General features: G+C 62.7%; 22 protein-coding genes. 9 read left to right on the top strand and 13 right to left on the bottom strand.

The genetic code is table 11. The annotated features are described in order from the left end of the window. Positions 1 to 70 precede the first annotated feature (70 nt). Positions 71 to 808 (bottom strand): anti-sigma factor family protein, encoded by a 738-nt coding sequence (locus LQ249_RS19965; protein WP_017848126.1) that lies wholly within the window; start codon positions 806 to 808, stop codon positions 71 to 73. Next, positions 805 to 1,311, bottom strand: coding sequence for a sigma-70 family RNA polymerase sigma factor (locus tag LQ249_RS19960; RefSeq protein WP_046382864.1), 507 nt, complete (start codon positions 1,309 to 1,311; stop codon positions 805 to 807). Before LQ249_RS19960 ends, LQ249_RS19965 begins: the two co-directional genes overlap by 4 nt. Before the next feature lie 198 nt (positions 1,312 to 1,509). On the opposite strand from LQ249_RS19960, the gene LQ249_RS19955 reads away from it, so the two are divergent. The 5 genes from LQ249_RS19955 to LQ249_RS19935 all read left to right on the top strand — a co-directional run bounded on the left by LQ249_RS19955 (position 1,510) and on the right by LQ249_RS19935 (position 6,955). Continuing rightward, positions 1,510 to 3,117 carry an amino acid adenylation domain-containing protein gene (locus tag LQ249_RS19955; RefSeq protein ID WP_232565834.1) on the top strand — a complete coding sequence of 536 codons (1,608 nt, stop codon included), beginning with the start codon at positions 1,510 to 1,512 and terminating at the stop codon, positions 3,115 to 3,117. Further along, positions 3,110 to 4,408, top strand: coding sequence for a hypothetical protein (locus LQ249_RS19950; protein ID WP_126588691.1), 1,299 nt, complete (start codon positions 3,110 to 3,112; stop codon positions 4,406 to 4,408). Before LQ249_RS19955 ends, LQ249_RS19950 begins: the two co-directional genes overlap by 8 nt. A 43-nt stretch (positions 4,409 to 4,451) precedes the next feature. Continuing rightward, positions 4,452 to 5,216: an enoyl-CoA hydratase-related protein gene (locus LQ249_RS19945; RefSeq protein ID WP_232565833.1), complete on the top strand. Its 765-nt coding sequence runs from the start codon at positions 4,452 to 4,454 to the stop codon at positions 5,214 to 5,216. Between the two features lie 120 nt (positions 5,217 to 5,336). Further along, complete coding sequence (locus LQ249_RS19940; protein ID WP_017848121.1) at positions 5,337 to 6,419, top strand: catalase family peroxidase; 1,083 nt, start codon at positions 5,337 to 5,339, stop codon at positions 6,417 to 6,419. Beyond that, positions 6,416 to 6,955, top strand: coding sequence for a cytochrome b (locus LQ249_RS19935; RefSeq protein ID WP_232565832.1), 540 nt, complete (start codon positions 6,416 to 6,418; stop codon positions 6,953 to 6,955). Before LQ249_RS19940 ends, LQ249_RS19935 begins: the two co-directional genes overlap by 4 nt. A gap of 40 nt (positions 6,956 to 6,995) precedes the next feature. Here the strand turns inward: LQ249_RS19935 and LQ249_RS19930 are convergent, their stop codons facing one another. Both LQ249_RS19930 and LQ249_RS19925 read right to left on the bottom strand, forming a co-directional pair. Beyond that, on the bottom strand, positions 6,996 to 8,147 hold the full coding sequence (locus LQ249_RS19930) for a M14 family metallopeptidase (RefSeq protein ID WP_232565831.1): 1,152 nt from the start codon (positions 8,145 to 8,147) through the stop codon (positions 6,996 to 6,998). A 465-nt stretch (positions 8,148 to 8,612) separates the two neighbouring features. Further along, positions 8,613 to 8,963, bottom strand: a complete 351-nt coding sequence (locus LQ249_RS19925) for a DUF6124 family protein (protein ID WP_026140171.1) — start codon at positions 8,961 to 8,963, stop codon at positions 8,613 to 8,615. A gap of 129 nt (positions 8,964 to 9,092) precedes the next feature. Between LQ249_RS19925 and LQ249_RS19920 the strand changes: the two genes are divergently transcribed. Further along, positions 9,093 to 9,728 (top strand): LexA family protein, encoded by a 636-nt coding sequence (locus LQ249_RS19920; protein WP_017848116.1) that lies wholly within the window; start codon positions 9,093 to 9,095, stop codon positions 9,726 to 9,728. Here the strand turns inward: LQ249_RS19920 and LQ249_RS19915 are convergent. From LQ249_RS19915 to LQ249_RS19900, 4 genes are read right to left on the bottom strand one after another with little or no spacing between them, the layout of a single operon-like run. Continuing rightward, entirely contained in the window at positions 9,725 to 11,650 is a 1,926-nt protein-coding gene (locus LQ249_RS19915; RefSeq protein WP_057004450.1) for an acetyl/propionyl/methylcrotonyl-CoA carboxylase subunit alpha, read from the bottom strand. The genes LQ249_RS19920 and LQ249_RS19915 overlap by 4 nt on opposite strands. Further along, positions 11,647 to 12,453 (bottom strand): gamma-carboxygeranoyl-CoA hydratase, encoded by an 807-nt coding sequence (locus LQ249_RS19910; RefSeq protein WP_017848114.1) that lies wholly within the window; start codon positions 12,451 to 12,453, stop codon positions 11,647 to 11,649. Before LQ249_RS19910 ends, LQ249_RS19915 begins: the two co-directional genes overlap by 4 nt. 15 nt (positions 12,454 to 12,468) lie before the next feature. Continuing rightward, a complete protein-coding gene (locus LQ249_RS19905) occupies positions 12,469 to 14,076 on the bottom strand; it encodes a carboxyl transferase domain-containing protein (RefSeq protein ID WP_057004449.1) in 1,608 nt (535 codons plus the stop codon). Positions 14,077 to 14,087: 11 nt separating this feature from the next. Then, positions 14,088 to 15,251 (bottom strand): isovaleryl-CoA dehydrogenase, encoded by a 1,164-nt coding sequence (locus LQ249_RS19900; RefSeq protein WP_046382870.1) that lies wholly within the window; start codon positions 15,249 to 15,251, stop codon positions 14,088 to 14,090. Positions 15,252 to 15,402: 151 nt separating this feature from the next. Between LQ249_RS19900 and LQ249_RS19895 the strand changes: the two genes are divergently transcribed. Next, positions 15,403 to 17,085 carry an AMP-binding protein gene (locus tag LQ249_RS19895; RefSeq protein WP_232565830.1) on the top strand — a complete coding sequence of 561 codons (1,683 nt, stop codon included), beginning with the start codon at positions 15,403 to 15,405 and terminating at the stop codon, positions 17,083 to 17,085. Between the two features lie 602 nt (positions 17,086 to 17,687). Here LQ249_RS19895 and LQ249_RS19890 read toward each other — a convergent pair. The 3 genes from LQ249_RS19890 to LQ249_RS19875 all read right to left on the bottom strand — a co-directional run bounded on the left by LQ249_RS19890 (position 17,688) and on the right by LQ249_RS19875 (position 20,120). Then, positions 17,688 to 18,587: a hydroxymethylglutaryl-CoA lyase gene (locus LQ249_RS19890; protein WP_126588686.1), complete on the bottom strand. Its 900-nt coding sequence runs from the start codon at positions 18,585 to 18,587 to the stop codon at positions 17,688 to 17,690. A gap of 16 nt (positions 18,588 to 18,603) precedes the next feature. Next, the gene (locus LQ249_RS19885; protein WP_017848109.1) at positions 18,604 to 18,999 is read right to left on the bottom strand and encodes a MerR family transcriptional regulator; all 396 of its coding nucleotides are present in this window, start codon (positions 18,997 to 18,999) and stop codon (positions 18,604 to 18,606) included. 185 nt (positions 19,000 to 19,184) lie between these two features. Further along, the gene (locus LQ249_RS19875) at positions 19,185 to 20,120 is read right to left on the bottom strand and encodes a LysR family transcriptional regulator (protein WP_017848108.1); all 936 of its coding nucleotides are present in this window, start codon (positions 20,118 to 20,120) and stop codon (positions 19,185 to 19,187) included. 151 nt (positions 20,121 to 20,271) lie between these two features. Here LQ249_RS19875 and LQ249_RS19870 point away from each other — a divergent pair, with 151 nt between their 5' ends. After that, positions 20,272 to 21,501: an acyl-CoA dehydrogenase gene (locus LQ249_RS19870; RefSeq protein ID WP_017848107.1), complete on the top strand. Its 1,230-nt coding sequence runs from the start codon at positions 20,272 to 20,274 to the stop codon at positions 21,499 to 21,501. Positions 21,502 to 21,630: 129 nt separating this feature from the next. Here the strand turns inward: LQ249_RS19870 and LQ249_RS19865 are convergent, their stop codons facing one another. Beyond that, the gene (locus tag LQ249_RS19865) at positions 21,631 to 22,962 is read right to left on the bottom strand and encodes a substrate-binding domain-containing protein (protein WP_232565829.1); all 1,332 of its coding nucleotides are present in this window, start codon (positions 22,960 to 22,962) and stop codon (positions 21,631 to 21,633) included. Between the two features lie 134 nt (positions 22,963 to 23,096). Then, positions 23,097 to 23,909: an exodeoxyribonuclease III gene (gene xthA, locus LQ249_RS19860; RefSeq protein WP_017848105.1), complete on the bottom strand. Its 813-nt coding sequence runs from the start codon at positions 23,907 to 23,909 to the stop codon at positions 23,097 to 23,099. Positions 23,910 to 24,077: 168 nt separating this feature from the next. On the opposite strand from xthA, the gene LQ249_RS19855 reads away from it, so the two are divergent. After that, positions 24,078 to 24,728 carry a GNAT family N-acetyltransferase gene (locus tag LQ249_RS19855; RefSeq protein ID WP_017848104.1) on the top strand — a complete coding sequence of 217 codons (651 nt, stop codon included), beginning with the start codon at positions 24,078 to 24,080 and terminating at the stop codon, positions 24,726 to 24,728. Positions 24,729 to 24,747: the final 19 nt, after the last annotated feature.

Below are 24,747 nucleotides of genomic sequence, written 5' to 3'. Positions count from 1 at the left end.
GGGATTTGACCAATAGCGAAGCGCGCCGCCAGCCATCTCGAAAACGCATGGCCTTTACGGGGCGTGGGCTTCAGAACTGCAGCAGCGGCGTGGTCGGCAGCCCCTGCGGGCTGACCATTGCGTAGTTGTACCCGCCTCCGGACCAGTACTCGGCGAGCAAACCATCGGCGCTGCGGCTGCCGCGGGGCAGGAAGTTATTTTCCGGGCCCGGCGGGCGGATGTAGAAACTGATGTGCCGGCCTTGCCGATCCTCGTACAGCACCATCGCCGCTGCGCCTTGTTCGGTGCTGAGCAAGCGCCCGCTGACGGCGGTGAAACCCGCCTGGCTCAAGTCGGGTAGACGCTGGGCCTGGTTGAAATAGCGGTCGAGCCAGGTTTGCATCGTGGCGTTGCCCTGGGCGTGATAGTCGGCGGGCAGCACACCGTCCTGGGCAAACAGGCGGTAAGCCTGCATGGCATCGGCCATGGGCAGCATGGGCGGTTGCGTGGCTTCGCGCGCCTGCCAGCCACCCAGGCCGCCGAGGCTGACCGCCATCAGCAACACCGCCGCCGTGGCGAAATGGCGGCGCGACTGCTGCTTGATGCGCTGGCGGATCAGCGCCGGGTCCAGGGCCGGGTTGGCCGGCTGCTGCAACGCGCCACTCAAGGCGGCGCGCAATACGTGCGCGTCCTGCTGCCAGGCATGCACCTGGGCGGCGACCTCGGGGTGGGCGGCCAAGTAGGTTTCCAGCACGCGTCGATCGCTCTCCGGCAGTTGCTGGTCGACGTAGGCATGCAAATCGCGTTCGCTGGGGGGCAGGCTGATCATTTGAGTATCCGCAGGGAAGGGCTGGTCATTTCGCCATCGCTGAGTTGACGCAGGGCTTGGCGCGCCCTGGACAGACGCGACATCACAGTGCCGATGGGCACGTCGAGAATCTGCGCGACTTCCTTGTAGCTCAAGCCTTCGACCGACACCCACAACAGCAGGGCGCGCTGTTCGCTGTTGAGCCGGTCGAAGGCTTGCAGGGTCGACTGGGCGATTACCGTGCGTTCGACCGACGGCTGCACATCGTCGCGGCCGGTGAAGAACTCGAGCATGCGCGCATAGCGCCGGGTGCGCCGATGGGCATCGAGGAACTGCCGGTAGAGGATCGAGAACAGCCAGGCGCGCAGGTCGCCGTCGACGGTTTTGTCGGCCCAGCGGGTGATCGCCCGTTCCAGGGTCGATTGCACCAGGTCGTCGGCGCTGCTGGCGTTACGGCTCAGGGACAGGGCAAAGCGCCGCAGCCTGGGGATGAGTTCACGTAACTGTTCGTCGAGTTCATGCATGGGGAGTCGAGTCTAACCGGTTGTGTGCAGGTAGACGCTGCTCCCTGTAGGTTATTCCACTCGCGATGAAAAGAAACTTTACGCGTGTCGGTGAGAAGTTTCTGTAAAGCCTGAGCGCCTGTAATCGCAGGCTCGTACCTCAATCCACCCTCGTACCTGCCAGCCATTTTTCGGCAGTCAACCGATGAGGGTGTATCCATGATGTTTTCACCGACCGAAAAACCGCTTTTTTCCCCGCCCATGCTGGCGCCTCTGCCTGTCCTGCAGCGCGCCTTGGTTGAGCAATGGGGCTTTGGCCCATCGACCCCGCCGAGCGCCGCCTGTATCCACCACGCCATCGAAGCGCAAGCGGCGCTGGCACCGCATGCGACGGCGGCAGTGTGTGCGGGGCAGCGCATCAGTTATGAACAACTCAACCGCCAAGCCAATCGTTTGGCCGCGGGCTTGATCGAGCAGGGCGTCAAACGCGGCGACACTGTGGCGCTGTTCGTCGAGCGTTCGATCCCCATGCTGGTGGGCCTGTTGGCCGTGTTGAAGGTCGGCGCCGCGTATGTGCCGCAGGACGCCAGAATCGTCCCGCCCCTGCAACTGGCCATGGTCCTCGAGTCATTGACCAGCCCGCTGATCCTGACCCTGTCGCACCTGGCGGATCGCATCCCGTCAGACGCCGCCCATCGCAGCTTGTGCCTGGACACGTTCCTGGCCGAAGTGCCCTGGATCACCCAGGACAATAAGCCGGTGGGCGCCGTCGTCGACACCCACGACCTGTGTTTCGTGCTGTTCACGTCCGGCACCACGGGGCGCCCCAACGGCGTGTGTGTCAGTCACCGTAACGTATGCAACATCCTGTTGACGCAGCCCGGGCGGATGGGCATGGCGCCGGGCCGCAACGTCGGGCAGATCCTCAATATCGGCTTCGACATGGCGGCCTGGGAAATACTCGGCTGCCTGGCCCATGGCGCGACGTTGCTGATTCGCGGCAAAGCCATTGCGCAGACCGCTGCACAGTGCCATGTGTTGATCGCAACCCCTTCGATCCTGGCGGGCCTCGATCCTCGGCAGTGCCCCGATCTCCAGGTGGTCGCGGTCGCCGGAGAACCCTGTTCCCAGGCCCTGGCCGAGCGTTGGGCGGCGCATTGCACGTTCTACAACGGCTGCGGCCCCACCGAAACCACCATCGTCAATACGCTGCATCGGCATGTGCCTGGCACCCCATTGACCATCGGCCAGCCGACCCCCAACAACAGCGTGTATGTGCTCGACGAACAGGGCCGCCCCTGTGAGGCGGGGCAAGCCGGGGAAATGTGGGCGGGCGGCGCCGGGGTAACGGCGGGCTACCTGAACAACCGCGCATTGACCCACGAACGGTACCGCCCGGACCCCTTTGTGGGCGGCGACGCCATGATGTTCCGCACGCGCGACCTTGGGCGCTGGACGGCCGATGGGCAACTCGAGCACATGGGGCGCGTCGATGACCAAGTGAAAGTCCGCGGGTTCCGGGTAGAGCTGGACGCGGTGTCCAGCGCCCTGGAAGCCGGCGATGGCTGCACGCGGGCCGTCACGCTAAAACTCGACAGCCGCACCTTGGTCGCCTTTGTTTCGCCGGCCAGCGCCGACGTGGCGTCCTGCCGACGCCAATGCGAGCAGCGCCTGGCCTACTACTGCGTGCCGGCGCTGATCGACGCAGTGGAGCATTTTCCACTGACCGCCCGCGGCAAGATCGACAAGGCGCTGTTGCTGCAACGGGCGCGTGAAAGGTGGGTGGCCGTGCAGGCGTTCGCGGTGCAGGAGCCTGGCCATGCTTGATGCCCTGAGCCAAACCGTGGTGCCGCCCAAACCGGCGCTCTGGCGGCGCTGGACGGCGTTGCCGGTGTTTTCCTACTACAACCGCCTGGCGGCGTTGGTGTTGCTCAGCAACCTGGCGTTTGCGGTGCTGGGCGTCGGCCTGCAGGGCGTCAGCGCCCAGACGTTGTCGTCGCTGGTGCTGATCAACCTGTCGCTGGCCATCCTGATTCGCCAGCAATACCTGATCAATGCGTTGTTCTGGCTGGCGACGCGCATCCCCGTCACCTGGCCGCTGCGTGTGCGGCGCAGCGCGGCCAAGGTGTACCACGTCGGCGGGCTGCACAGTGGCGCGGCCCTGGCGGCCACGGGCTGGTTTGCGGGGTGGGTCGGTGTGCAGGCCGCGGACTATCTGCAGCGGCCGGGCAGCGTTTCGTCCGCTGGGTTGTGGCTTGGCGCGACGCTGCTCGGCGTGTTGCTGTTGATGGTGGGCATGGCGCAACCGCGCATCCGGGGGCGATTTCACAATGGCTTCGAGCGGGTTCATCGGTTTGCGGGGTGGGCCGCGCTGCTGTTGTTTTGGGCGCTGACCTTGCTGGCGTCCGTCGAACGCGGTGCGAGCCTGCTGCACAGTGGCGCGTTCTGGATGCTGGTGCTGTTGACGCTGAGCATCGCACTGCCCTGGCTGCGGCTGCGCAAGGTCGCCGTTGAGCACACGCGGCCTTCCGGGCATGCGGTGATTACGCGCTTTACCCACACCACGCCATTCGCCGGCTCGTCGACTGCGATCAGCCGACATCCGCTGTTGGAGTGGCACTCGTTTGCCAACATCCCCACACCGGGCCAAACCGGGTTTCGGCTGACCATTTCCCGCGCAGGGGATTGGACGGGGCGGTTTATCGAGGACCTGCCGCGCCATGTGTGGGTCAAGGGCATCACCACCGCCGGCGTGGCCCATGTGGAAACCCTGTTCAAGTCGGTGGTGTACGTCGCCACCGGCAGCGGGATCGGCCCGGTCATGCCGCATTTACTTGCGGCGCGGCTGCCGATCCAGCTGATCTGGTCGACCCGCAGCCCGCGCAAGACCTACGGCGACGAATGGGTCGACGAGATCCTGGGTGCCCAGCCCGACGCGTTGATCTGGGACACCGATGAGCGCGGCAAACCTGACCTGGTGCAGTTGGCCTACGGCGCGGTGCAAGCCTGTGGCGCGGAGGCCGTGATCTGTATCGCCAACCAACGACTGACGCAGCAGGTCGTGCAAGAGCTGGAAGCCCGGGGGATACCCGCCTATGGCGCGATCTGGGATTCGTGAAGTGCGTGTGTTCATTAAACGATATCAATCAATGGAGGTGCCTATGAATGTAGTGATCGAGCGTCAGGGTCGGGTGGTCCTGGTCAGACTCAATCGTCCCCAGGTCAAGAATGCGCTGAACTCGGCGCTGATGACCGAGCTGGTTTCCTGTCTGGAGGCCCTGGACCAGGACCCTCAGGTCGGGTGTTTTGTCATCACTGGCGGTGCGCAGTATTTTGCCGCCGGAGCCGATATCAAGGAGATGAGCGGCAAGACCTATCAGGACATGCTCAACGAGGATTACTTCGTCGGCTGGGAGGCATTTACCCGCCTGCGCACGCCGACCATCGCCGCCGTCAACGGTTACGCCTTCGGCGGAGGGTGCGAACTGGCGCTGATGTGCGACATGATCTTTGCCGCCGATAGCGCCGCCTTTGCCCAGCCGGAGATCAAGCTCGGCGTGATCCCTGGCATGGGGGCGACCCAACGTCTGACAGGGTTGATCGGCAAGGCCAAGACCATGGATCTGGTGCTGACCGGGCGGCCGATGACGGCTCATGAGGCTGAACAGGCCGGGTTGGTGTCGCGTGTCTATCCGGCGGCGAGCTTGCTGGAGCAGACGCTGGCGGTGGCCGCGCAAATCGCCGGTTTTTCTCGCCTGGCCACCCGGGCGGCGCGCGAGGCGGTCGAGCAATCCCTGCAGCTCGGGCTGCACGAGGGCGTGCGGCTGGAACGCCGACTGTTCCACAGTCTGTTCGCCACGCCCGATCAGCAGGAGGGCATGCAGGCGTTTCTCGACAAGCGACCGGCCGCGTTTAATCGGGTGTAGGAGGGCCAAGGACTCGGCGCTGGGCTGCTCTGAAAAAAACTACAGTGAAGGAGGAATAAACCTACATGGGATTCGTCTCATAGCTCAATTTCCCCTTGGCCATGTGCCCTGGAGCTTTTCATGGTAGATCACTCATCACCGCCCCGTCCGCCACTCAGCACGGCCAGCCTGGCGATCAGGCTGGCGTGTATCGGTGGCGTGGTAGCGGCTGTCGCCGGGGCGTTTGCCTACGTCAACGGCACCTTCGACCCACAACGCCTGCAGCCCAAAACCCTGGTCAATGCCCTGGAAACCAATAACGGCATCCACCCGGGGTTTCGGCGCAACCATGCCAAGGGCGTGTGTGTCGCGGGGTACTTCGAGAGCAGCGCCGAGGCGCGTGCCTACTCCAGTGCCCAGGTATTCAATGCGGCCAGGACCCCATTGATCGGCCGGTTTGCCTTGCCCAGCGGTAACCCCTACGCGCCGGACAGCAGTGTGCCGATCCGCAGTTTTGCCGTGCAATTCAGCCAGGCCAACGGCCAGCAGTGGCGCACCGGGATGAACAGCATGCCGGTGTTTCCGGTGGGCACCCCCGAGGCGTTCTACCAACTGCTCAAGGCCGGCGCGCCCGATCCGGCCACCGGCAAGCCCAACCCGGCGAATATGCCGGCGTTCTTTGCGGCCCATCCCGAGGCCGCGCCGTTCCTGGCGTGGGTCAAGACGGCCAAGCCATCCGCCAGCTATGCGACGGAAACCTACAACGGCATCAACGCGTTTTTCCTGGTGGGCGCCGATGGCAAGCGCCAGGCCGTGCGTTGGGCGGTTGTCGCGCAAAGTCAGGATGCTGTGGGCGATACCGCGCCAGCCGGCAGTGACTTCCTGGAAAAAGACCTGGTGCAACGCCTGGCTTCCGGACCGCTGCGTTGGCAGTTGAACCTGACCCTGGCCAACCCCGGCGATCCGCTCGACGATGCAAGCAAACCCTGGATCGGCGAGCACAAAATACTCAACGCCGGCACCCTGGTGCTGCAAAGCAGCCAAGCGCAAGCAGACGGCGATTGCCGCGACATCAACTTCGATCCGCTGATTCTGCCAAGCGGCATCGAGGCTTCGAATGACCCGCTATTGGCCGCGCGTTCGGCCGCCTACGCCAGTTCCTACCTGCGCCGCGCCGCAGAAGTCAGCCCGTTGCACCGCCCCCCTCAGGAGTCGAAGCCATGAATGCCCAACCACGGTTTTTCGCCCCTCTGGCGCGCCTGCTGCACTGGCTGATGGCGCTGATGATCATCGCCATGCTGTTCATCGGCGCGGGCCTGGCAGCGTCGGTTTCCGAACGGCATGAATGGTTGATCCACCTGCACAAGCCGCTGGGTATCGCGATCCTGGCGTTGGTGATCGTGCGTTTGGCGGTGCGTTTTTCCACGCGCCAACCGCCGTTGCCTGGCGATTTGCCGCGATGGCAAGTGTTGGCGGCCAAGGCGTCCCATTGGCTGCTGTATGCCTTGATGCTGGTGTTGCCGCTGCTCGGTTGGGCGATGATTTCGGCGGCGGGCGACCCGGTGATGCTCAGCCATTCGGTGCAACTGCCGGCGCTGGTGTCGGCCAACGCACCGCTGTTCGCGGTGCTGCGCAAGGCCCACGGCTATCTCGCCTATGTGCTGTTTCTCACGGTGCTGTTGCACCTGGCGGCGGCGCTGTTCCATGGGTTGATTCGCCGTGACGATGTGCTGCAGAGCATGACGGGCACCCAGGACTGAGGCCCGCGCTTGATCCGTGTGGCGAGCACGCTCGCCACATTCAGCGCAACAGGCTGACGATATCGGCCACGCTGCTCAACACATCCTTGCCCAACTGCATCGAGCGTTTGCCCGACCAGCCGGTGTTCGGGTTGGGCGCGTCGTCGTTGTCCTTGAAGGGCATCTCCAGGGTCAGCGACAGGCAGTCGTACTTCTCACCGACGGCATTGCAGGCCAGGGTCATATTGGCTTCGCCCGGCAGGTCGCGGGTGTAGCCGTGGGTGGTCTGGAAGTCACGGGTCAAGGCGCTCAGGTGGCTGCGAAAGTGCTTTTCCAGGGCTTCGATACGCAGGGTGTAACCGGGGTTGCCTTCGCAGGCGGCGGCGAATACGTAGGGGATTTCTTCGTCACCGTGGATATCGAGGAACAGGTCGACGCCATACTTTTCCATTTGCGTCTGGACGAACAGCACTTCCGGGCTGATCTCCTGGCTGGCGCTCTGCCAGGCGCGATTGAGGTCCTGGCCCATGGCGTTGGTGCGCAGGTGGCCGTGAAACGCGCCGTCGGGGTTCATGTTCGGCACCAGGTACAGGTCGGCGACGGCCAACAGCTTTTTCAGCTCGGCGTCGCCGTCCTGCTGCAGGCGTTCGATGATGCCTTCCATAAACCATTCGGCCATGTGCTCGCCGGGGTGCTGCTGGGCGATGATCCACACCTTGCGCCGACCTTCGCCACCTTTGCCACGGCGCAACAGTTGGATATCGCGGCCTTCGACACTTTTACCGGTGGCCAGCAAGCGGGTGCCGGCATGGTTCAGCGCCTGGTCGATGAGCCAGTCGTGGCGCTCGCGGCTGTAGGGTTCGAAGTAGGCAAACCAGGCGTGTTTCTCACGGGTTTCGAGACTGATGTGCAGGGTTTCGCCGTCGAAACGCGTAGGCACCCGGAACCAATTGACGTGGTCATACGACGCCACGGCGTTGTAGCCGCTCCAGGCGTGTTTATAGGACGATTGCCCGGCATTGCTCAGGCGGAAGGTGTGGGTGTGGCCCACGTGCATGCCTTCGGCCTTGAAGTGGAACCATTGGAAATGGTGACTGCGGGTATCGGGTTTGATTGCCAGCAACAAGTGATAGGCATCGCTGGCATCCAGAACCTGGATGTTACCGCTGTCGAAGTTGGTGCTGATTTTGATGGAGGTCAAGGCCACGGTCATAGTCTGGCTGCCTGAGTATGAGTGTTGTGGCGGTTATCTTACACAGAGGCCGGGCAAAATCCGGATGCAAAATTGTTGCGGGAGGAGGGGGGCGTCATCCTTGACGCCGCAGCAGCTTAGAATCTATGAGATTGATTCTCAAGTGCTATTTCGCAAAGGTCTGAGCCTGAGCGGTCGTCCGACTTTCTTTTGACGATGGTCTTTTGCTATCATGCGTGCCATCAAGCAACACACAGTCTTCATTAGCCTGAAGCCAAGCCAGAAACACTGGCAAAAAAAAGACCCGGCCAAAGAGCCGGGTCAAAAACCGTGATTAGCCTGATGAGGAGATATTCCAAGAGTCCGACCTAAGGTCCCTTGGTCTATCGACTGATCTCGCGATCAGCTTGGTCCAATAATAATCATTATCATTTGCAAGTCAAATGTTTTTATCCGTGGGATAGAAATATTTTTCTTTCGCGTGGCTCATGCACCGTCCTGAGCCTGCGGCGCCTGCAACGATCGCTCCACCATCGCCTTCGCCATATCAATCAAATACACCACTGAAAATGCCAGGTCACGCTGGTTGCCTTGATGGCTGCTCGCCGATTCGTAGGCTGTGGCAGCCGCGCTGCGCAACAGGTCCGAGGCATGCACCAGGGCTTCCTCCGGGCTGACACCGGGCTTGATGCTGAAGAAGGCGTCGTTCGGGGCCGAGGCGCACATCTCTTCTTTCAAATAGTAATCCAGCGCACGTTGGGCGGCGCCGCTGCTGCGCATGTCGAGCAGCTCATGGGATTCGGGTTCGCAGGGCAGGCGATACGGGCTTGTCGTCATAGGGCGGTACTCGGGTTGGGTGTCGAAACGCTGATACCCGATGATAGTACGTATCGTATTTATGTCGTTTTATGGATTACTACAAACTGTTTATTGCCCTGAAAAATACGCGACGTATTGTCAGGCCCCATGGATAAATGGATCGCGTTGGTCAGGGCCAACATGAAAGACCGCAAGGTCACGCAGGATGAACTGGCCGAACGCCTGGGCATGTCCCAGGGCGGTGTCGGGCATTGGCTGAACAAGCGCCGGGTGCCAAGCCTGGCGGACATGAACCGGGTGCTGGAAGCGCTGGGGCTGGGCTCCCTGGAAGTCGCGCTGGATATTCGTCGCAAGGCCGATGCGCTGCCGGTTGGGCCACCACACTACAACCCGTACTTCCGCTACCCGGTCAGCGATTGGAAAGGCGTGTGCGAACTTCGCGAAGAGCGCCCGGCCTACGGCGCGGCGCGATTCGAACTGACGGACTACCATGCCCGGGGCGAGGCTTACTGGCTGCCCGTGGTCGGCGACGCGATGACCGCGCCCAGTGGCCTGAGCATCGGTGCCGGGATGATGATCCTGGTGGACCCGGCCATCGACGCCGAACCCGGCAAGCTGGTGGTCGCGCAGTGGGCGCACAGCCCGCAGGCGACCTTCCGCCAGTTGCGCGAAGAGAGCGGCCAACTGTACCTGGTGCCGCTCAATCCGACTTACCCCAAGCGCCTGTTCAGCGACGATTGCCGCATCCTCGGCGTCGTCGTGCAGGCCACGGCGAAGTTCTAGTCCGCGGGTTCAAGCTCGACCAGCGCGCAACCTTCGGCAACCATTTCGCCTTCCTGGCAGAACAGTGCCTTGACCACGCCGGCCTGGGGCGCGCGGATGCTGTGTTCCATCTTCATCGCCTCCAGCACCACCAACTGCGTGCCGGCTTCGACGGTCTGGCCGACATCCACCAGCACCCGCACGATGCTGCCGTTCATCGGCGCGGTGAGGCCGCCTTGGTGGGATTGGTTGGCTTCGACTGCCGCAATCGGATCGAACAGGCTGACGGCATGCATGTCGCCCTCCCAGCGCAGGAACAGCGTGCCTGCGCTACGCACGGCCAGATGGGCACGGCGCACGCCCTGATGGTCGATCAGCAGCTGTTCGCCTTGCAGTCGCGGCGTGTGTTGCGCCAACGTCACCAGGCGATCCTGGCCGTTGCAGCTCAAGTGCAGTGAGACTTCGGCGGGCAGCCCTGCGCGAAAGCCGCGAGTGTCTGCCCACGGCCCGTCGCCGGCCGGCAGGCTCTGCATGAAGGCCGAACCCGCGGCCTGCCAGAATTCGTCGCTCAACGCTCCGGGCAGCGGCAGCAGTTCGTCCTGATAGCGCGGAATAAAGCCGGTATCCAGCTCGGCGGCGGCAAACGCCGGATGGGCGATGATGCGTCGCACAAAGCCCAGGTTGGTCTTGAGTCCGCCGACGGCGAACTCGTCGAGCATGCTCAACAGCCGCAGCCGCGCTTGTTCGCGGTCCTCGCCCCAGGCAATCAGCTTGCCGAGCATCGGGTCGTAGAAGGGCGAAACGCTGTCGCCTTGCTCGACGCCGCTGTCCACGCGGCGGCCCGGGCCGGGTGCGGATTCGCGGTACAGCGTCAGGTGGCCGGTCGCGGGGAGGAAATCATTGGCCGGGTCTTCGGCATACAAGCGCACCTCGATCGCATGGCCGATCAACGGCACCTGTGCCTGGGTGATCGGCAGCGCTTCGCCCTGGGCCACGCGAATCTGCCAGGCCACCAGGTCGAGGCCGGTAATCGCCTCGGTCACCGGGTGTTCCACTTGCAGCCGCGTGTTCATCTCCATAAAGAAAAACTCGCCACGGGCATCCAGCAAAAACTCCACCGTGCCCGCGCCCACATAACCGATGGCCTGGGCCGCACGCACCGCGGCTTCACCCATCGCCCGGCGCTGGTCGCCGCTCAAGCCGGGCGCCGGGGCTTCCTCGACGACTTTTTGGTGGCGCCGCTGGATCGAACAATCGCGCTCGTTGAGGTACAGGCAGTGCCCCTGCTGATCGGCAAATACCTGGATCTCCACATGGCGTGGCTTGAGCAAGTACTTCTCCACCAGCATCTGCGCGTTGCCGAAGGACGACAGCGCCTCACGTTGGGCGGAAGCCAGTGCTTCGGCCAGTTGACTGACGTCCTCGACCACTTTCATGCCCTTGCCGCCGCCACCGGCCGTGGCCTTGAGCAGCACCGGGTAGCCGATGCGCGCGCAGGCGGCGTGGAAGGTGTCCAGGTCCTGCGCTTCGCCGTGGTAGCCCGGCACCAGCGGCACGCCGGCGGTTTCCATCAGTGACTTGGCGGCGGATTTGCTGCCCATGGCGTCGATTGCCGAGGCGGGCGGGCCGAGGAAGATCAACCCGGCCGCCTCGACGGCGCGGGCAAAACCGGCGTTTTCGGAAAGGAAGCCGTAGCCCGGATGAATCGCCTGGGCGCCGCTGGCCTGGGCGGCGGCGATCAGTTTGTCGATTTGCAGGTAACTGTCGGTCGCTTTGCTGCCGCCCAGGTCGACGCGGATATCGGCTTCGCGGCTATGGCGCGCATCGCGATCGGTGGCGCTATGGACCGCCACGGTGGTCAACCCCATCGCCTTGGCGGTACGCATCACGCGGCAGGCAATTTCGCCACGGTTGGCCACCAGTACGGTGGTCAGTGTGCTCATGAGCGTGGCTCCTGCGACTGCCAACTGGGCGGGCGTTTTTGCAGGAATGCGCGTAAACCTTCCTGGCCTTCGGCGCTGACGCGGATCCGGGCGATGGCATTTTCGCAATAGCGCCGCAGCGCCGGGGTGAGGGCGCCGTTACCGACTTCGCGCAGCAGATCCTTGCTTGCACGCATCGCTGCCGGGCTGTTTTGCAGGAGGTTGGCAATCCAGTGGTCGACCTGTTGATCCAGGGTTTCGGCCGGATAGCTTTCCGCCAGCAGGCCGATGTCGCGCGCACGTTCGCCGCCAAAGCGTTCGGCCGTGAGCGCATAACGACGCGCCGCGCGTTCCCCGATGGCTTGCACCACAAACGGGCTGATCACCGCAGGCGCCAAACCGATGCGTACTTCCGACAGGCAGAACTGCGCGTCATCGGCCCCGATCGCCATGTCGCAGCAACTGATCAGGCCCAGCGCGCCACCGTAGGCTGCGCCTTGCACCACTGCCAGCGTCGGGATTTTCAGCTTGGCCAGGTTGTACATCAGCTCCGCCAGTTCGCGTGCGTCGTCGAGGTTGGTGGCGTAATCCAGTTCGGCCGACTGTTGCATCCAGGCCAGGTCGGCGCCGGCGCTGAAGTGTTTGCCGCGCCCGCGCAGGACCAGAAAGCGCAGCGACGCATTGCCCTGCACCTGGTCGAGGGCGATGATCAGTTCGCGGATCATCTCGGCGTTGAAGGCGTTGTGCTTGGCTTCGCGACTGAGCCACAGCGTGGCGAAACCACGGCTGTCGGTGATCAGTTCGAGGGTGTTGAAATCGTTCATGGGGTACAGCTCCATTTACATGCGGAACACGCCGAAGCGGCTCGGCTCGATGGGGGCGTTCAGTGCGGCAGACAGGGCCAGGGCCAGCACGTCGCGGGTCTGCAACGGGTCGATGACGCCGTCATCCCACAGGCGGGCGCTGGAGTAATACGGGTGGCCCTGGGTTTCGTACTGGTCGAGGATCGGCTGTTTGATCGCCGCTTCCTCTTGCGCGCTGAAGCCGTTGCCGGCGCGTTCGGCCTGCTCGCGCTTGACCTGCACCAGCACGCCGGCCGCCTGTTCGGCGCCCATCACGCCGATGCGCGCGTTGGGCCACATCCACAAAAAACGCGGGTCGTAGGCGCGGCCGCACATGCCGTAGTTACCCGCGCCAAAACTGCCGCCGATGATCACGGTGAATTTCGGCACCTTGGCGCAGGCCACCGCCGTGACCAGCTTGGCACCGTGCTTGGCGATACCGCCGGCCTCGTACTTCTGGCCGACCATAAAACCGGTGATGTTTTGCAGGAACAGCAACGGAATCCCGCGCTGACACGCAAGCTCGATGAAGTGCGCGCCTTTTTGCGCGGCTTCGGCGAACAGAATCCCGTTGTTGGCCAGGATCGCTATCGGGTAGCCGTGCAAGTGTGCAAAGCCGCAGACCAGGGTGGTGCCGAACAGCGCCTTGAACTCATCGAACACCGAGCCGTCCACCAGTCGCGCAATCACTTCGCGCACATCGAACGGCTGCTTGGCATCGGCCGGGATCACGCCGTACAACTCTTCGCCGCTGTACAGCGGCGCCACTGGCGTGCGTTGCAGCAACTGGCCTTGTTTGCGCCAGTTGAGGTTGGCCACGCTGCGCCGGGCCAGGGCCAGGGCGTGTTCATCGCTGTCGGCATAGTGGTCGGCCACGCCGGAGATCTTGCAGTGCACGTCGGCACCGCCGAGGTCTTCGGCGCTGACCACTTCGCCGGTGGCGGCCTTTACCAGCGGCGGGCCGGCGAGGAAGATGGTGGCTTGCTGGCGCACCATGATTGCTTCGTCCGCCATCGCCGGCACATAGGCGCCGCCAGCGGTACACGAGCCCATCACCACCGCAATCTGCGGGATGCCCTGGGCGCTCATGTTGGCCTGGTTGAAGAAGATCCGCCCGAAGTGCTCGCGGTCGGGGAAGACCTCATCCTGGCGCGGCAGGTTGGCGCCGCCGGAATCCACCAGGTAGATGCATGGCAGGCGGTTCTGTTCGGCGATGGTCTGCGCGCGCAGGTGTTTCTTGACCGTCAGCGGGTAGTAGGAGCCGCCTTTCACCGTGGCGTCGTTGGCGACGATCATGCATTCGACGCCTTCCACGCGGCCGATCCCGACAATCACCCCGGCGGCCGGCACGTCTTCGCCATACACCTGATGGGCGGCCAGTTGGCTGAGTTCCAGGAACGGCGAGCCCGGGTCGAGCAAGCGGTTGATCCGCTCGCGTGGCAGCAGTTTGCCGCGCGAGGTGTGGCGCTCCTGGGCCTTGGCGCCGCCGCCTTGCTGCACCTGGGCGAGCAGGGTGTGCAGGGCGTCGACCTGTTGGCGCATCGCCGCGCTGTTGGCGGCGAACTCCGCCGAGCGCGGGTTGAGCAGGGTGTGCAAGGTGGCCATGGCGCGCTCCTTCAGCGGGTTTCGTTGAAGAGTTCGCGACCGATCAACATGCGCCGGATCTCACTGGTGCCGGCGCCGATTTCGTACAGCTTGGCGTCGCGCAGCAGGCGTCCAGCGGGGAATTCATTGATGTAGCCATTGCCGCCCAGGATCTGGATCGCGTCGAGGGCCATTTGCGTGGCGCGTTCGGCGCTGTAGAGGATCACCCCGGCCGCGTCCTTGCGCGTGGTTTCGCCGCGCTCGCAGGCCTGGGCCACCGCGTACAGGTAGGCGCGGCTGGCGTTGAGTTGGGTGTACATGTCGGCGACCTTGCCCTGGATCAGCTGGAATTCGCCGATGCTCTGGCCGAACTGCTTACGGTCGTGGATGTACGGCACGATCAGGTCCATGCAGGCTTGCATGATCCCGGTCGGGCCGCCGGACAGTACGACGCGTTCGTAGTCCAGGCCGCTCATCAGCACTTTGACGCCGCCGTTGAGCACGCCGAGGATGTTGTCCTCCGGCACTTCCACGTCATCGAAGAACAGCTCGCAGGTGTTGGAGCCGCGCATGCCGAGCTTGTCGAACTTGTTACTGCGGCTGAAGCCTTTCCAGTCGCGCTCGACGATGAACGCCGTGATGCCGTGGGCGCCTTTCTCCAGGTCGGTCTTGGCGTAGATCACGTAGGTGCTGGCGTCGGGGCCGTTGGTGATCCAAGTCTTGCTGCCGTTGAGCACGTAGTGGTCGCCGCGCTTGTCGGCGCGCAGTTTCATCGAGACCACGTCGGAGCCGGCATTCGGCTCGCTCATGGCCAGGGCGCCGACGTGTTCGCCGCTGATCAGCTTCGGCAGGTACTTGAGTTTCTGTTCATGGCTGCCGTTGCGGTTGATCTGGTTCACGCAGAGGTTGGAGTGGGCGCCGTAGGACAACGCCACCGACGCCGAACCACGGCTGATCTCTTCCATGGCCACCACATGGGCCAGGTAGCCCAGGCCGGCACCGCCGTATTCTTCGGCCACGGTAATGCCCAGCAGGCCCATGTCACCGAACTTGCGCCACAGGTCGGCGGGGAACAGGTTGTCGATGTCGATTTGTGCCGCGCGCGGAGAAATCTCCTTGGCCACGAAGGACTGCACTTGGTCGCGCAGCATGTCGATGGTTTCGCCGAGGGCGAAGTTCAGGGAGGGGTAACTCATGGACAGGCACCTTTATTGAGCTTTGTTGTTGTGGGGTGACGGCACCGGGGGAGGGGATGCTCACCTTTACGTTAACGTAAGCTTGCGTTGCGGCGCTGTCAATCGTAGTTTACGTTTACGTCAACCTACAAAAAAGACAACAGGGGTCGTTATGGATCAACCGAATCAGAGCTACAGCCGTGGCTCTCAGGACAAGACCTTGTTGGCCATGACGATCGGTCAGGCCTTCGATCACACGGTTGCGCAGTATCCCGATGGGGAAGCCTTGGTGGTGCGTCACCAGCAACGCCGCTACACCTGGCAGCAACTGGCGGAGACCGTCGACCTGCACGCCCGCGCGCTGCTGGCGTTGGGCCTGCAGCGCGGCGATCGCCTGGGCATCTGGGCGCCGAACTGCGCCGAGTGGTGCATCAGCCAGCTGGCCAGCGCCAAGCTCGGGGTGATCCTGGTCAATATCAATCCGGCCTATCGCAGCACTGAGCTGGAATACGTGCTCAAGCAATCCGGCTGCCAATGGCTGGTGTGTGCCGGTTCGTTCAAGACCTCCGATTACCACGCGATGTTGCAGGAACTGCTGCCCGAGCTGGCGGAGCAACCCGTCGGCCGCTTGAACTGCGAAAAACTGGCGGACCTGCGCGGCGTGATCAGCCTTGCGCCGCGCCCGCCCACGGGCTTTTTGCCCTGGTCGCAACTGGCGGCCCTTGGTGCGGGCATCCCGCCTGAGCGATTGATCGCGCGCCAAGCCAGCCTGCACTTCGACCAGGCCGTCAATATCCAGTACACCTCCGGCACCACCGGCTTCCCCAAGGGCGCCACCCTTAGTCATCTCAATATCCTCAACAACGGCTACATGGTCGGCGAAAGCCTGGGCTTGACCGCGCAGGACCGCCTGGTGATCCCCGTGCCGCTGTATCACTGTTTCGGCATGGTGATGGGCAACCTGGGCTGCATCACCCACGGCACCACCATGATTTACCCGAACGACGGCTTCGACCCGCTGCTGACCCTGGCCGCCGTCGCCGAAGAACGCGCCACCGCCCTGTACGGCGTGCCGACCATGTTTATCGCCATGCTCGACCATCCGCAACGCGGCGAGTTCGACCTGTCCAGCCTGCGCACCGGGATCATGGCCGGTGCCACCTGCCCGATCGAAGTGATGCGCCGGGTCATCGGCGAAATGCACATGAGCGAAGTGCAGATTGCCTACGGCATGACCGAAACCAGCCCGGTGTCCCTGCAGACCGGCCCCGATGACGACCTGGAGCGCCGCGTCACCACGGTCGGCCGCACCCAGCCGCAATTGGAAAGCAAGATCGTCGACCTCGCCGGTCACACCGTCGCGCGTGGCGAGATCGGTGAGCTGTGTACCCGTGGCTACAGCGTGATGCTCGGTTACTGGAACAACCCCGACGGCACCCGCGACGCAATCGACGACGCCGGCTGGATGCATACCGGTGACCTGGCGACCATGGACGAGCACGGCTACGTGTGCATCGTCGGGCGCAACAAGGACATGATCATTCGCGGTGGCGAGAACGTGTACCCGCGCGAGCTGGAAGAGTTTTTCTTCACGCACCCGGCGGTGGCCGATGTGCAGGTCATTGGTATTCCGGATGAGCGTTATGGCGAAGAGATTGTTGCCTGGGTCAAGTGTCACCCCGGGCATGTGGCCAGCGCGCTGGAGTTGCACACGTGGTGCAAGGGGCGTATCGCGCACTTCAAGACGCCCAAGCATTTCAAGTTCGTGGATGAATTCCCGATGACGGTCACCGGCAAGATCCAGAAATTCCGCATGCGCGAGATCTCGATCGAAGAGCTGCGAACGCAGTCTTAGTCGTTTCGCTGAAAACTTGTGGGGGTAGGGAGCAAGCCCCTCCCACAGTTTAAATTGCGTAATCCCAGACAGCACAAAGGGGACCCGAAGGTCCCCTTTAATTTGTTGTTACGTGCTCTTTTTTTATTATTGAGGGGCGGTCTATTGTTGTTTTTGGCAACCGTTACCCTTTACCGCTGTTTTTGGCGACCCCATCCAGGGTCAAGAGCAAACGTATTTTTTTGAGCGCTGATCTGCTTCTTCGTACACGATCCAACCAGTGGGTAGCTACCTGAGGTAGTTTTATTTTTCTCTATCCGGTTGCGGGTTTCGGCATGCCGTACCCTGCGAAGCACATCTTCTCCAAAAAAATCTGTTAGCTGCGTCTCTGCCGTGTTGTTTTTGTTATGTCAGAGTCGTTTCGTCTTATTTTTATTAGGTTTGGCGCTTTTTATTCTTGTTATGCCATAGAGATAGCAGAAGCCGTGCCAACTTTTAAAAATCGTTTAAAATCAATGAGTTGAGTTTTTTGTGGGAAATGCCCTACGGTAAACACGGGAAAATATGTTCCCGTGTTACTCGTCCGGCCGGCCTGCGGTAACACATTGTCACGGCTAAGTTACTCAACTGGCGTTACGCGCCCTGGCAACGCGCGAGCCGCTGGGCCGGCCGAGCACGTCGCTGATCTGCCGGCCCGCGAGAATCAATCGCTCCAGGTCGATGCCGGTCTCGATCCCGAGGCCGTTGAGCAGGTACACCACATCTTCGGTGGCGACGTTACCGCTGGCGCCCTTGGCGTATGGGCAACCGCCTAGGCCGGCGATAGAGCTGTCGAACACGTTGATCCCTTCCAGCAGGCTGGCGTAGACGTTGGCGACGGCCTGCCCATAGGTGTCATGGAAGTGCCCCGCCAACTTGTCCCGTGGCACGTGCGCGCCCACCACCTCGAACAGCCGGCGCGTGGCTCCCGCGGTGCCGGTGCCGATGGTGTCGCCCAGGGACACTTCATAGCAGCCCATGGCAAACAGCTCGCGGGCCACCGCCGCCACTTGTTCCGGGGCGACCGCGCCTTCGTAAGGGCAACCCAGCACGCAGGACACATAGCCGCGCACACTGACACCCTGCTGTTTGGCGGCCGCCATGATCGGCACGAATCGCTCCAGGCTTTCGCTGATCGAGCAGTTGATGTTGCGCTGCGAAAACGCCTCGGACGCCGCAGCAAACACCGCGACCTCCTTGACCCCGGCGGCCAGCGCATCTTCAAAGCCGCGCAGGTTCGGCGCCAGCGCGCCGTAGGTCACGCCGGGCTTGCGCTGGATCTGCGCAAAGACTTCGGCGGAACCGGCCATCTGCGGCACCCATTTGGGCGAAACAAAACTGCCGACTTCGATGTAGCTCAGGCCCGCGGCGCTGAGGGCATCCACCAACCGCACCTTGTCGGCCACGCTGATGGGTTGGGCTTCATTCTGCAAACCGTCGCGCGGGCCGACTTCGACCAGGCGCACGTGGGAGGGGAGGGACATGGCAACTACCTTATGATCAATGGCCAGCCTGGCCTTGGATGGTTTCGGCCAGGGCCTGGGTACAGCGCTCTTCGGCGGTGTCCAGTTCCAGCTTCATTTGTTCGATGTCCAGCAACTGCTGCTCCAACTGTTCGCGACGCTCGGCGATTTTCACCAGCATGCTGTTGAGTTGGACATGGTTGCCGCTGGTGGGGTCGTAGAGTTCGATCAGTTCACGGCATTCGGCCAGGGAAAAACCGATGCGCTTGCCGCGCAGGATCAGCTTGAGGCTGACCTTGTCCCGCGCCGAGTAGATGCGTTCCTGGCCCCGGCGTTCCGGGGCCAGCAGGCCTTGTTCCTCATAGAAGCGAATGGCGCGGGTGGTGATGTCGAGCTCGCGGGCGAGGTCGGAAATGCTGTAGGTCGTGCTCATGAAGGCGCTCAAGAAAGTCTTGGCGCTAAGCTAATGTCAGGTTGACGTAAACGTCAAGGTCGATCGTCAATCCCTGTAGGAGCGAGCTTGCTCGCGAAAAACGTCAACGAGAACGCGGTAGCCCTGATACCCAAAGGCGCCCTCGGGTTTTTCGCGAGCAAGCTCGCTCCTACACGGCGACAGGTTCAGGCTTGCAGCTTGTCGAGTTTCTTCTCGTGCGCCGTGACCTGCTGGCACAACTCGATCATTTGCTCGCGCATCCAGCGGTTGGCGGGGTCCTGGTCGGTGCTCTCGTGCCAGTACAGGTGGGTTTCCACCGGCGGCACGTCGTTGACCGGCAGGTTGAACCAGTGCAGTTCATGGCGGCGGGCGAAGCGCTCGGGCACGGTCATCACCATGTCGGTCTGTTGCAACACTTGCGAGGCCATCAGGTAATGCTGGGAGCGCAGGGCGATCTTGCGCTGGATGCCCATCTTGCCCAGGGCCAGGTCGACATGGCCCAGGCCGTTGCGGCGGCTGGAGATATGGATATGGGTCAGCGACAGGTAATCATCCAGGGTGAACTTGTCCTTGCCCGCCATCGGGTGGCCCTTGCGCATGGCGCACACGTAGCGGTCTTCCATCAGCTTGACGTGGCGCACCTGCGGGTCGGTGTTGAGCGGTGCGTCGACGGCAAAATCCAGGCGCCCGGCGGCCAGTTCCTTGGTGGTCTCGCGGCGTTTGGACAGGAAACTCTCGATCACCACCGTCGGCGCCAGGCGACGCAAGCGCTGGAACAGCAGTGGCAGGATCACCGCTTCGGTCAAGTCGGTCATGCTGATGCGGTAGGTCTTGGCCGCCTGTTGCGGGTTGAAAATCCGGCTTTCCTGCACCGACACGCGCAGCAATGACAGTGCGTTGCGCACCGGGCCGATGATGTTCTGCGCCATCGGCGTGGGCACCATGCCTTGGGCGGTCCGCACGAACAGCGGGTCGTTGAAGGTCTCGCGCAGGCGTGCCAGAGCGTTGGACACCGCCGGTTGGGTGATGCCGACAATCTGCCCGGCACGGGTCAGGTTGGCTTCGGTGTAGATCGCGTCAAAGACGATAAACAGGTTGAGGTCGACCTTGCTCAGATTCATTTCGTTGCGCTCTTATTGTTAGGTGGCCATGCCCCGATCATATATCGGTGATGAATGTTAATACACGCCGAGAATAGGCTAGGTAAATTATCAACGCTGTTCTAGCATCGATTGCATGACCTAAACAACCTCTCAAAGAAGGGAGCTGCTCATGGATTTCGCCTATTCGCCCAAGGTTCAGGAACTGCGTGAACGCGTCACTGCGTTCATGGACGCTTACGTTTACCCGGCCGAACCGGTGTTCGAACGCCAGGTCAGCGAAGGCGACCGCTGGCAGCCCACCGCGATCATGGAGGAGCTCAAAGCCAAGGCGAAAGCCGAAGGCCTGTGGAACCTGTTCCTGCCCGAATCCGAACTGGGCGCTGGCCTGACCAACCTTGAATACGCGCCGCTGGCGGAAATCATGGGCCGTTCGCTGCTGGGCCCGGAGCCGTTCAATTGCTCCGCCCCGGACACCGGCAACATGGAGGTGCTGGTGCGCTACGCCAACGCCGAACAGAAACAGCGCTGGCTCGAACCGCTGTTGCGCGGCGAGATCCGCTCGGCCTTCGCCATGACCGAGCCCGACGTGGCCTCCTCGGACGCGACCAACATGGCCGCCCGCGCCGAGCGCCAGGGCGATGAATGGGTGATCAACGGCAAGAAATGGTGGACCTCCGGCGCCTGCGACCCGCGTTGCAAGATCCTGATTTTCATGGGCCTGAGCAATCCCGATGCGCCGCGCCACCAGCAGCACTCGATGATCCTGGTGCCGGTGGACGCCCCTGGCGTGAAAATCGTGCGCCCGCTGCCGGTGTTCGGTTACGACGATGCGCCCCACGGCCACGCCGAAGTGCTGTTCGACAACGTGCGCGTGCCGTATGAAAACGTCCTGCTGGGTGAAGGCCGCGGCTTTGAAATTGCCCAGGGGCGTCTTGGCCCGGGCCGCATTCACCACTGCATGCGCTCCATCGGCATGGCCGAGCGTGCGTTGGAACTGATGTGCAAACGCGCGATCAGCCGCACCGCGTTCGGCAAACCGTTGGCGCGCCTGGGCGGCAATATCGACAAGATCGCCGACTCGCGCATGGAAATCGACATGGCACGCCTGCTGACCCTGAAAGCCGCCTACATGATGGACACCGTGGGTAACAAAGTGGCGAAAAGCGAAATCGCCCAGATCAAGGTGGTGGCGCCGAACGTGGCGTTGAAGGTGATCGACCGCGCGATCCAGATCCATGGCGGCGCTGGCGTCTCCAACGACTTCCCGTTGGCCTACATGTACGCCATGCAACGCACCCTGCGCCTGGCCGATGGCCCGGACGAAGTCCACCGTGCGGCGATCGGCAAGTTCGAGATCGGCAAGTATGTGCCTAAAGAGTTGATGCGCGGCGGGCAGTAACACCGCGTCGCCTGCCGTCGCGGGCAAGCCCCCTCCCACACTAGACCGCGTTCTCATGCACAACTCGGTCAACTGTGGGAGGGGGCTTGCCCGCGACGAGGCCCGTGCGAACAACACAAAACACAAACCTCAGTACACCCAAACCTCCACCCGCCGATTCTTGATCCGGCCCTCATCCGCGGTATTCGCCGCCACCGGCATCTGCGCGCCGAACCCGCGGATATCGCGGAGCACCACGCCGCTCTTGACCAATTCCCGACGCACCGCCATCGCCCGCAGCTTGGACAACAGCGCCGCGCGTTCGGGGTCATTCTTGATATCGCCAAACCCTACCAGTGTCACCTGCTTGTCGAGCTTGCCGTGGCCTTTTATATACGCCACCACGCGCTGCACATCCTGGCGCGCCTTGTTGTCCAGGCTCGCGCTGCCTTCTTCGAAGCGGAAATTCACCGTCAGGCGCTGGGCCTCGCGGGCAATTGCCTGATAGTCCTCGGGCATGGACGGGCGCGGCTCCACGCTTATCGCCTGGACCCGCTGCGCGATAAACCCGTTGGCCGCCACGATCGCCTGGCCCTTGCTGCTCTGGGTGAAGTCCACCAGCGCCTTGGCCCACGGATTGTGCGTGGTCGGCGGTAGGTAAAAGAACAGGCGGCGCGACAGCGGGTAGTCCTCGGTGGCTATCAGGCTGTTCAGCGGCAGCATCGGTTGCGAGTCACCGTCGACGATCGCCACCGCCTTGGCCTGGCGCACATAGGGCAGGCCGATGAAACCGATGCCTTGCGGGTCCTGGCTCACCGCGTCCGACAGTTGCTCGCTGGCCTCGAACCGCTTGGCCGACGCGGCGAGGGGCTTGCCGCGACGGCTCAGGACCAGGTCCTTGAAGGTGTCATAGGTGCCCGACCGATCATCCCGCGCATATAAATGAATCGCCCCGCCGATGCCGCCGAGTGCTTCCCAGGTGCTGATCTCACCGTTGAAGATTTGCGCCAGTTGCTCGGTGTTCAGCGTATTCAGCGGGTTGCGCGGGTTGAGGATGATGGCCAGGCCGTCGATGGCGATCACCTGTTCGGCCTCGGGGCTTTTCAGGTCGCCCAGGGGTTCGAGGTCCACCAGTTCGCTGTCTTTGATCGGGCGGGAGGAGGCGGCGAGGTCGGCGCTGGCTTTGTGCAGGGCGGCAAAACCGGTGCTGGAACCATGGGCGTCGACCTCGATGGTCAGCGTCTTGCCCTGGCGGGTCTTGCCGATCACGCGCTGTTCATTGGCGCCTTCGGCGGGTTCAGCGTGGACCCCTTGCAGCCCCTGCTGCTCCATCAACCCCTTGACCAGCGCCGGGCCAAGCGCCGCGCCGATCGTGTTGGAGCCCTGGATGCGCAACGCGGGGCCCTGATCGGGGATGGGCAGCGGCGCGCTAACGGCACTCAGGGGAAAAAGGGTCAGCAGTAACAGAACGCGCAGGATCATGCCGGCACCGTCTCAAGGCAAAGGGAGTGCCGCGAGATTAAGTCAGTTGGGTTTCAGTAATATGACTGTCACTCAACCGTAAAAATGTGAGAGCGGGCTTGCTCCCACATTGTTTAAGCGTGCCGTCCGTGAAGTCAGCTCAATTCCAGCCAGATCGGTGCATGGTCCGAGGGTTTTTCCAGGCCGCGCAGTTCGTAGTCCACCCCTGCATCCTTGACCCTGGGCAGCAAGCCGTTGGACGCCAGGATCACATCGATACGCAGGCCACGCTTGGGTTCATCTTCAAACCCGCGACTGCGGTAGTCGAACCAGCTGAAGCGGTCGGTCACGTTGGGGTTGAGGTGGCGGAAGCTGTCTACCAGGCCCCAGTTCTTCAGGCGGGCCATCCACTCGCGCTCTTCCGGCAGGAAGCTGCACTTGCCGGTTTTCAGCCAGCGCTTGGCATTGTCGGGGCCAATGCCGATGTCGCAGTCTTCCGGGGAAATATTCACATCGCCCATTACCACCAGCGCCTGGTCGTTGCTGAACTGGCTTTCCAGCAACTGTTGCAGGTCTGCGTAGAAGCGCTGCTTGGCCGGGAACTTGGTGGGGTGGTCGCGGCTTTCGCCTTGGGGGAAATAGCCGTTCATGATGGTGATCGGGTTGCCTTGTGCATCGGCGAAGGTGCCCCAGATAAAGCGACGCTGGGCGTCTTCTTCATCGCTGGCAAAGCCTTTGTGTACGCTCAGCGCTTCCTGGCGCGAGAGCAGGGCCACGCCGTAGTGGCCTTTCTGGCCGTGGTAGTACACGTGATACCCCAGGGCCTGCACTTCGGCCAGCGGGAACTGGTCGTCGTGGACCTTGGTTTCCTGCAGGCCGATCACATCGGGTTGATGCTTTTCAATCAGCGCCGCCAACTGATGCGGGCGAGCCCGTAGCCCGTTGATATTGAAAGAGACGATTTTCATGGTCGGCTGTCCAGTCTGGCAAAAGGGCGATGCTAGCCGACAAGTCGGACGGGGGCCAGCGTGGCGGTAGGACGGATGCGCTGCTAATGTCTGGGAACGACTCGCGCTGCGTAAGTTCGTACCCATAAGAACGCCGTCTTTTGAATGGCGCCCAGGGAGATTCACTGTATGTCTGACACTTCAACTGCGATTGCCGAAATCCGCCTGCTCAATAGCGACTATTCCAGCGAAGCGCGCTCCCTGCTGTACCAGGCTTATCGCCATGAGCCGACGTTCGCCTACATCTTCGAAGCTGAGCGGCCGGGGTATGAGCAGCGGGTCCGTGCCACCGTGCGCGAGTTGGTCAAACAGCATTTCTTCCAGAAGCTTCCCGCCATCGGCCTGTTCGTCGACGACCGACTGATCGGCGTTGCGTTGATCGCGCCACCCCAGCGGCGTCTGGGCATCACCGAGAGCTGGGCGTGGCAATTGCGCATGTGGTTGAGCACCGGTGTGCGGGGGACACGGCGTTACCTGGATTATCACCAGGCGGTGCTGGCGTGCCTGCCCAGCGATTCGGTGCACGTGTTGCCGTTGCTGGGTATTCACCCGCAATTCCAGGGCAAGCACTTCGGTGAGCAACTGCTCGGCGCGGTACACAACTGGTGCGCCGAGGACCCGCATTCGTCCGGTGTGGTGCTCGATACCGGCAACTCACGTTACCTGGAGTTCTACAAGCGTCAGGGTTATGAGGAAATCGGCGAAGTTGCTGTAGGACCGATCCTGGAGCATGTGTTTTTTCATGCCAATCCACAGCCGTTACAGGCTGTAACGACTTGAGTCAGGATTTTCAGATAAA

Source organism: Pseudomonas sp. 7-41 (assembly GCF_021233075.1).
In the GTDB taxonomy this organism is placed as follows: Bacteria; Pseudomonadota; Gammaproteobacteria; order Pseudomonadales; family Pseudomonadaceae; genus Aquipseudomonas; species Aquipseudomonas veronii.
Note: the sequence above shows the minus strand (reverse complement) of the source record. Positions and strands in the feature narration are given on the sequence as shown.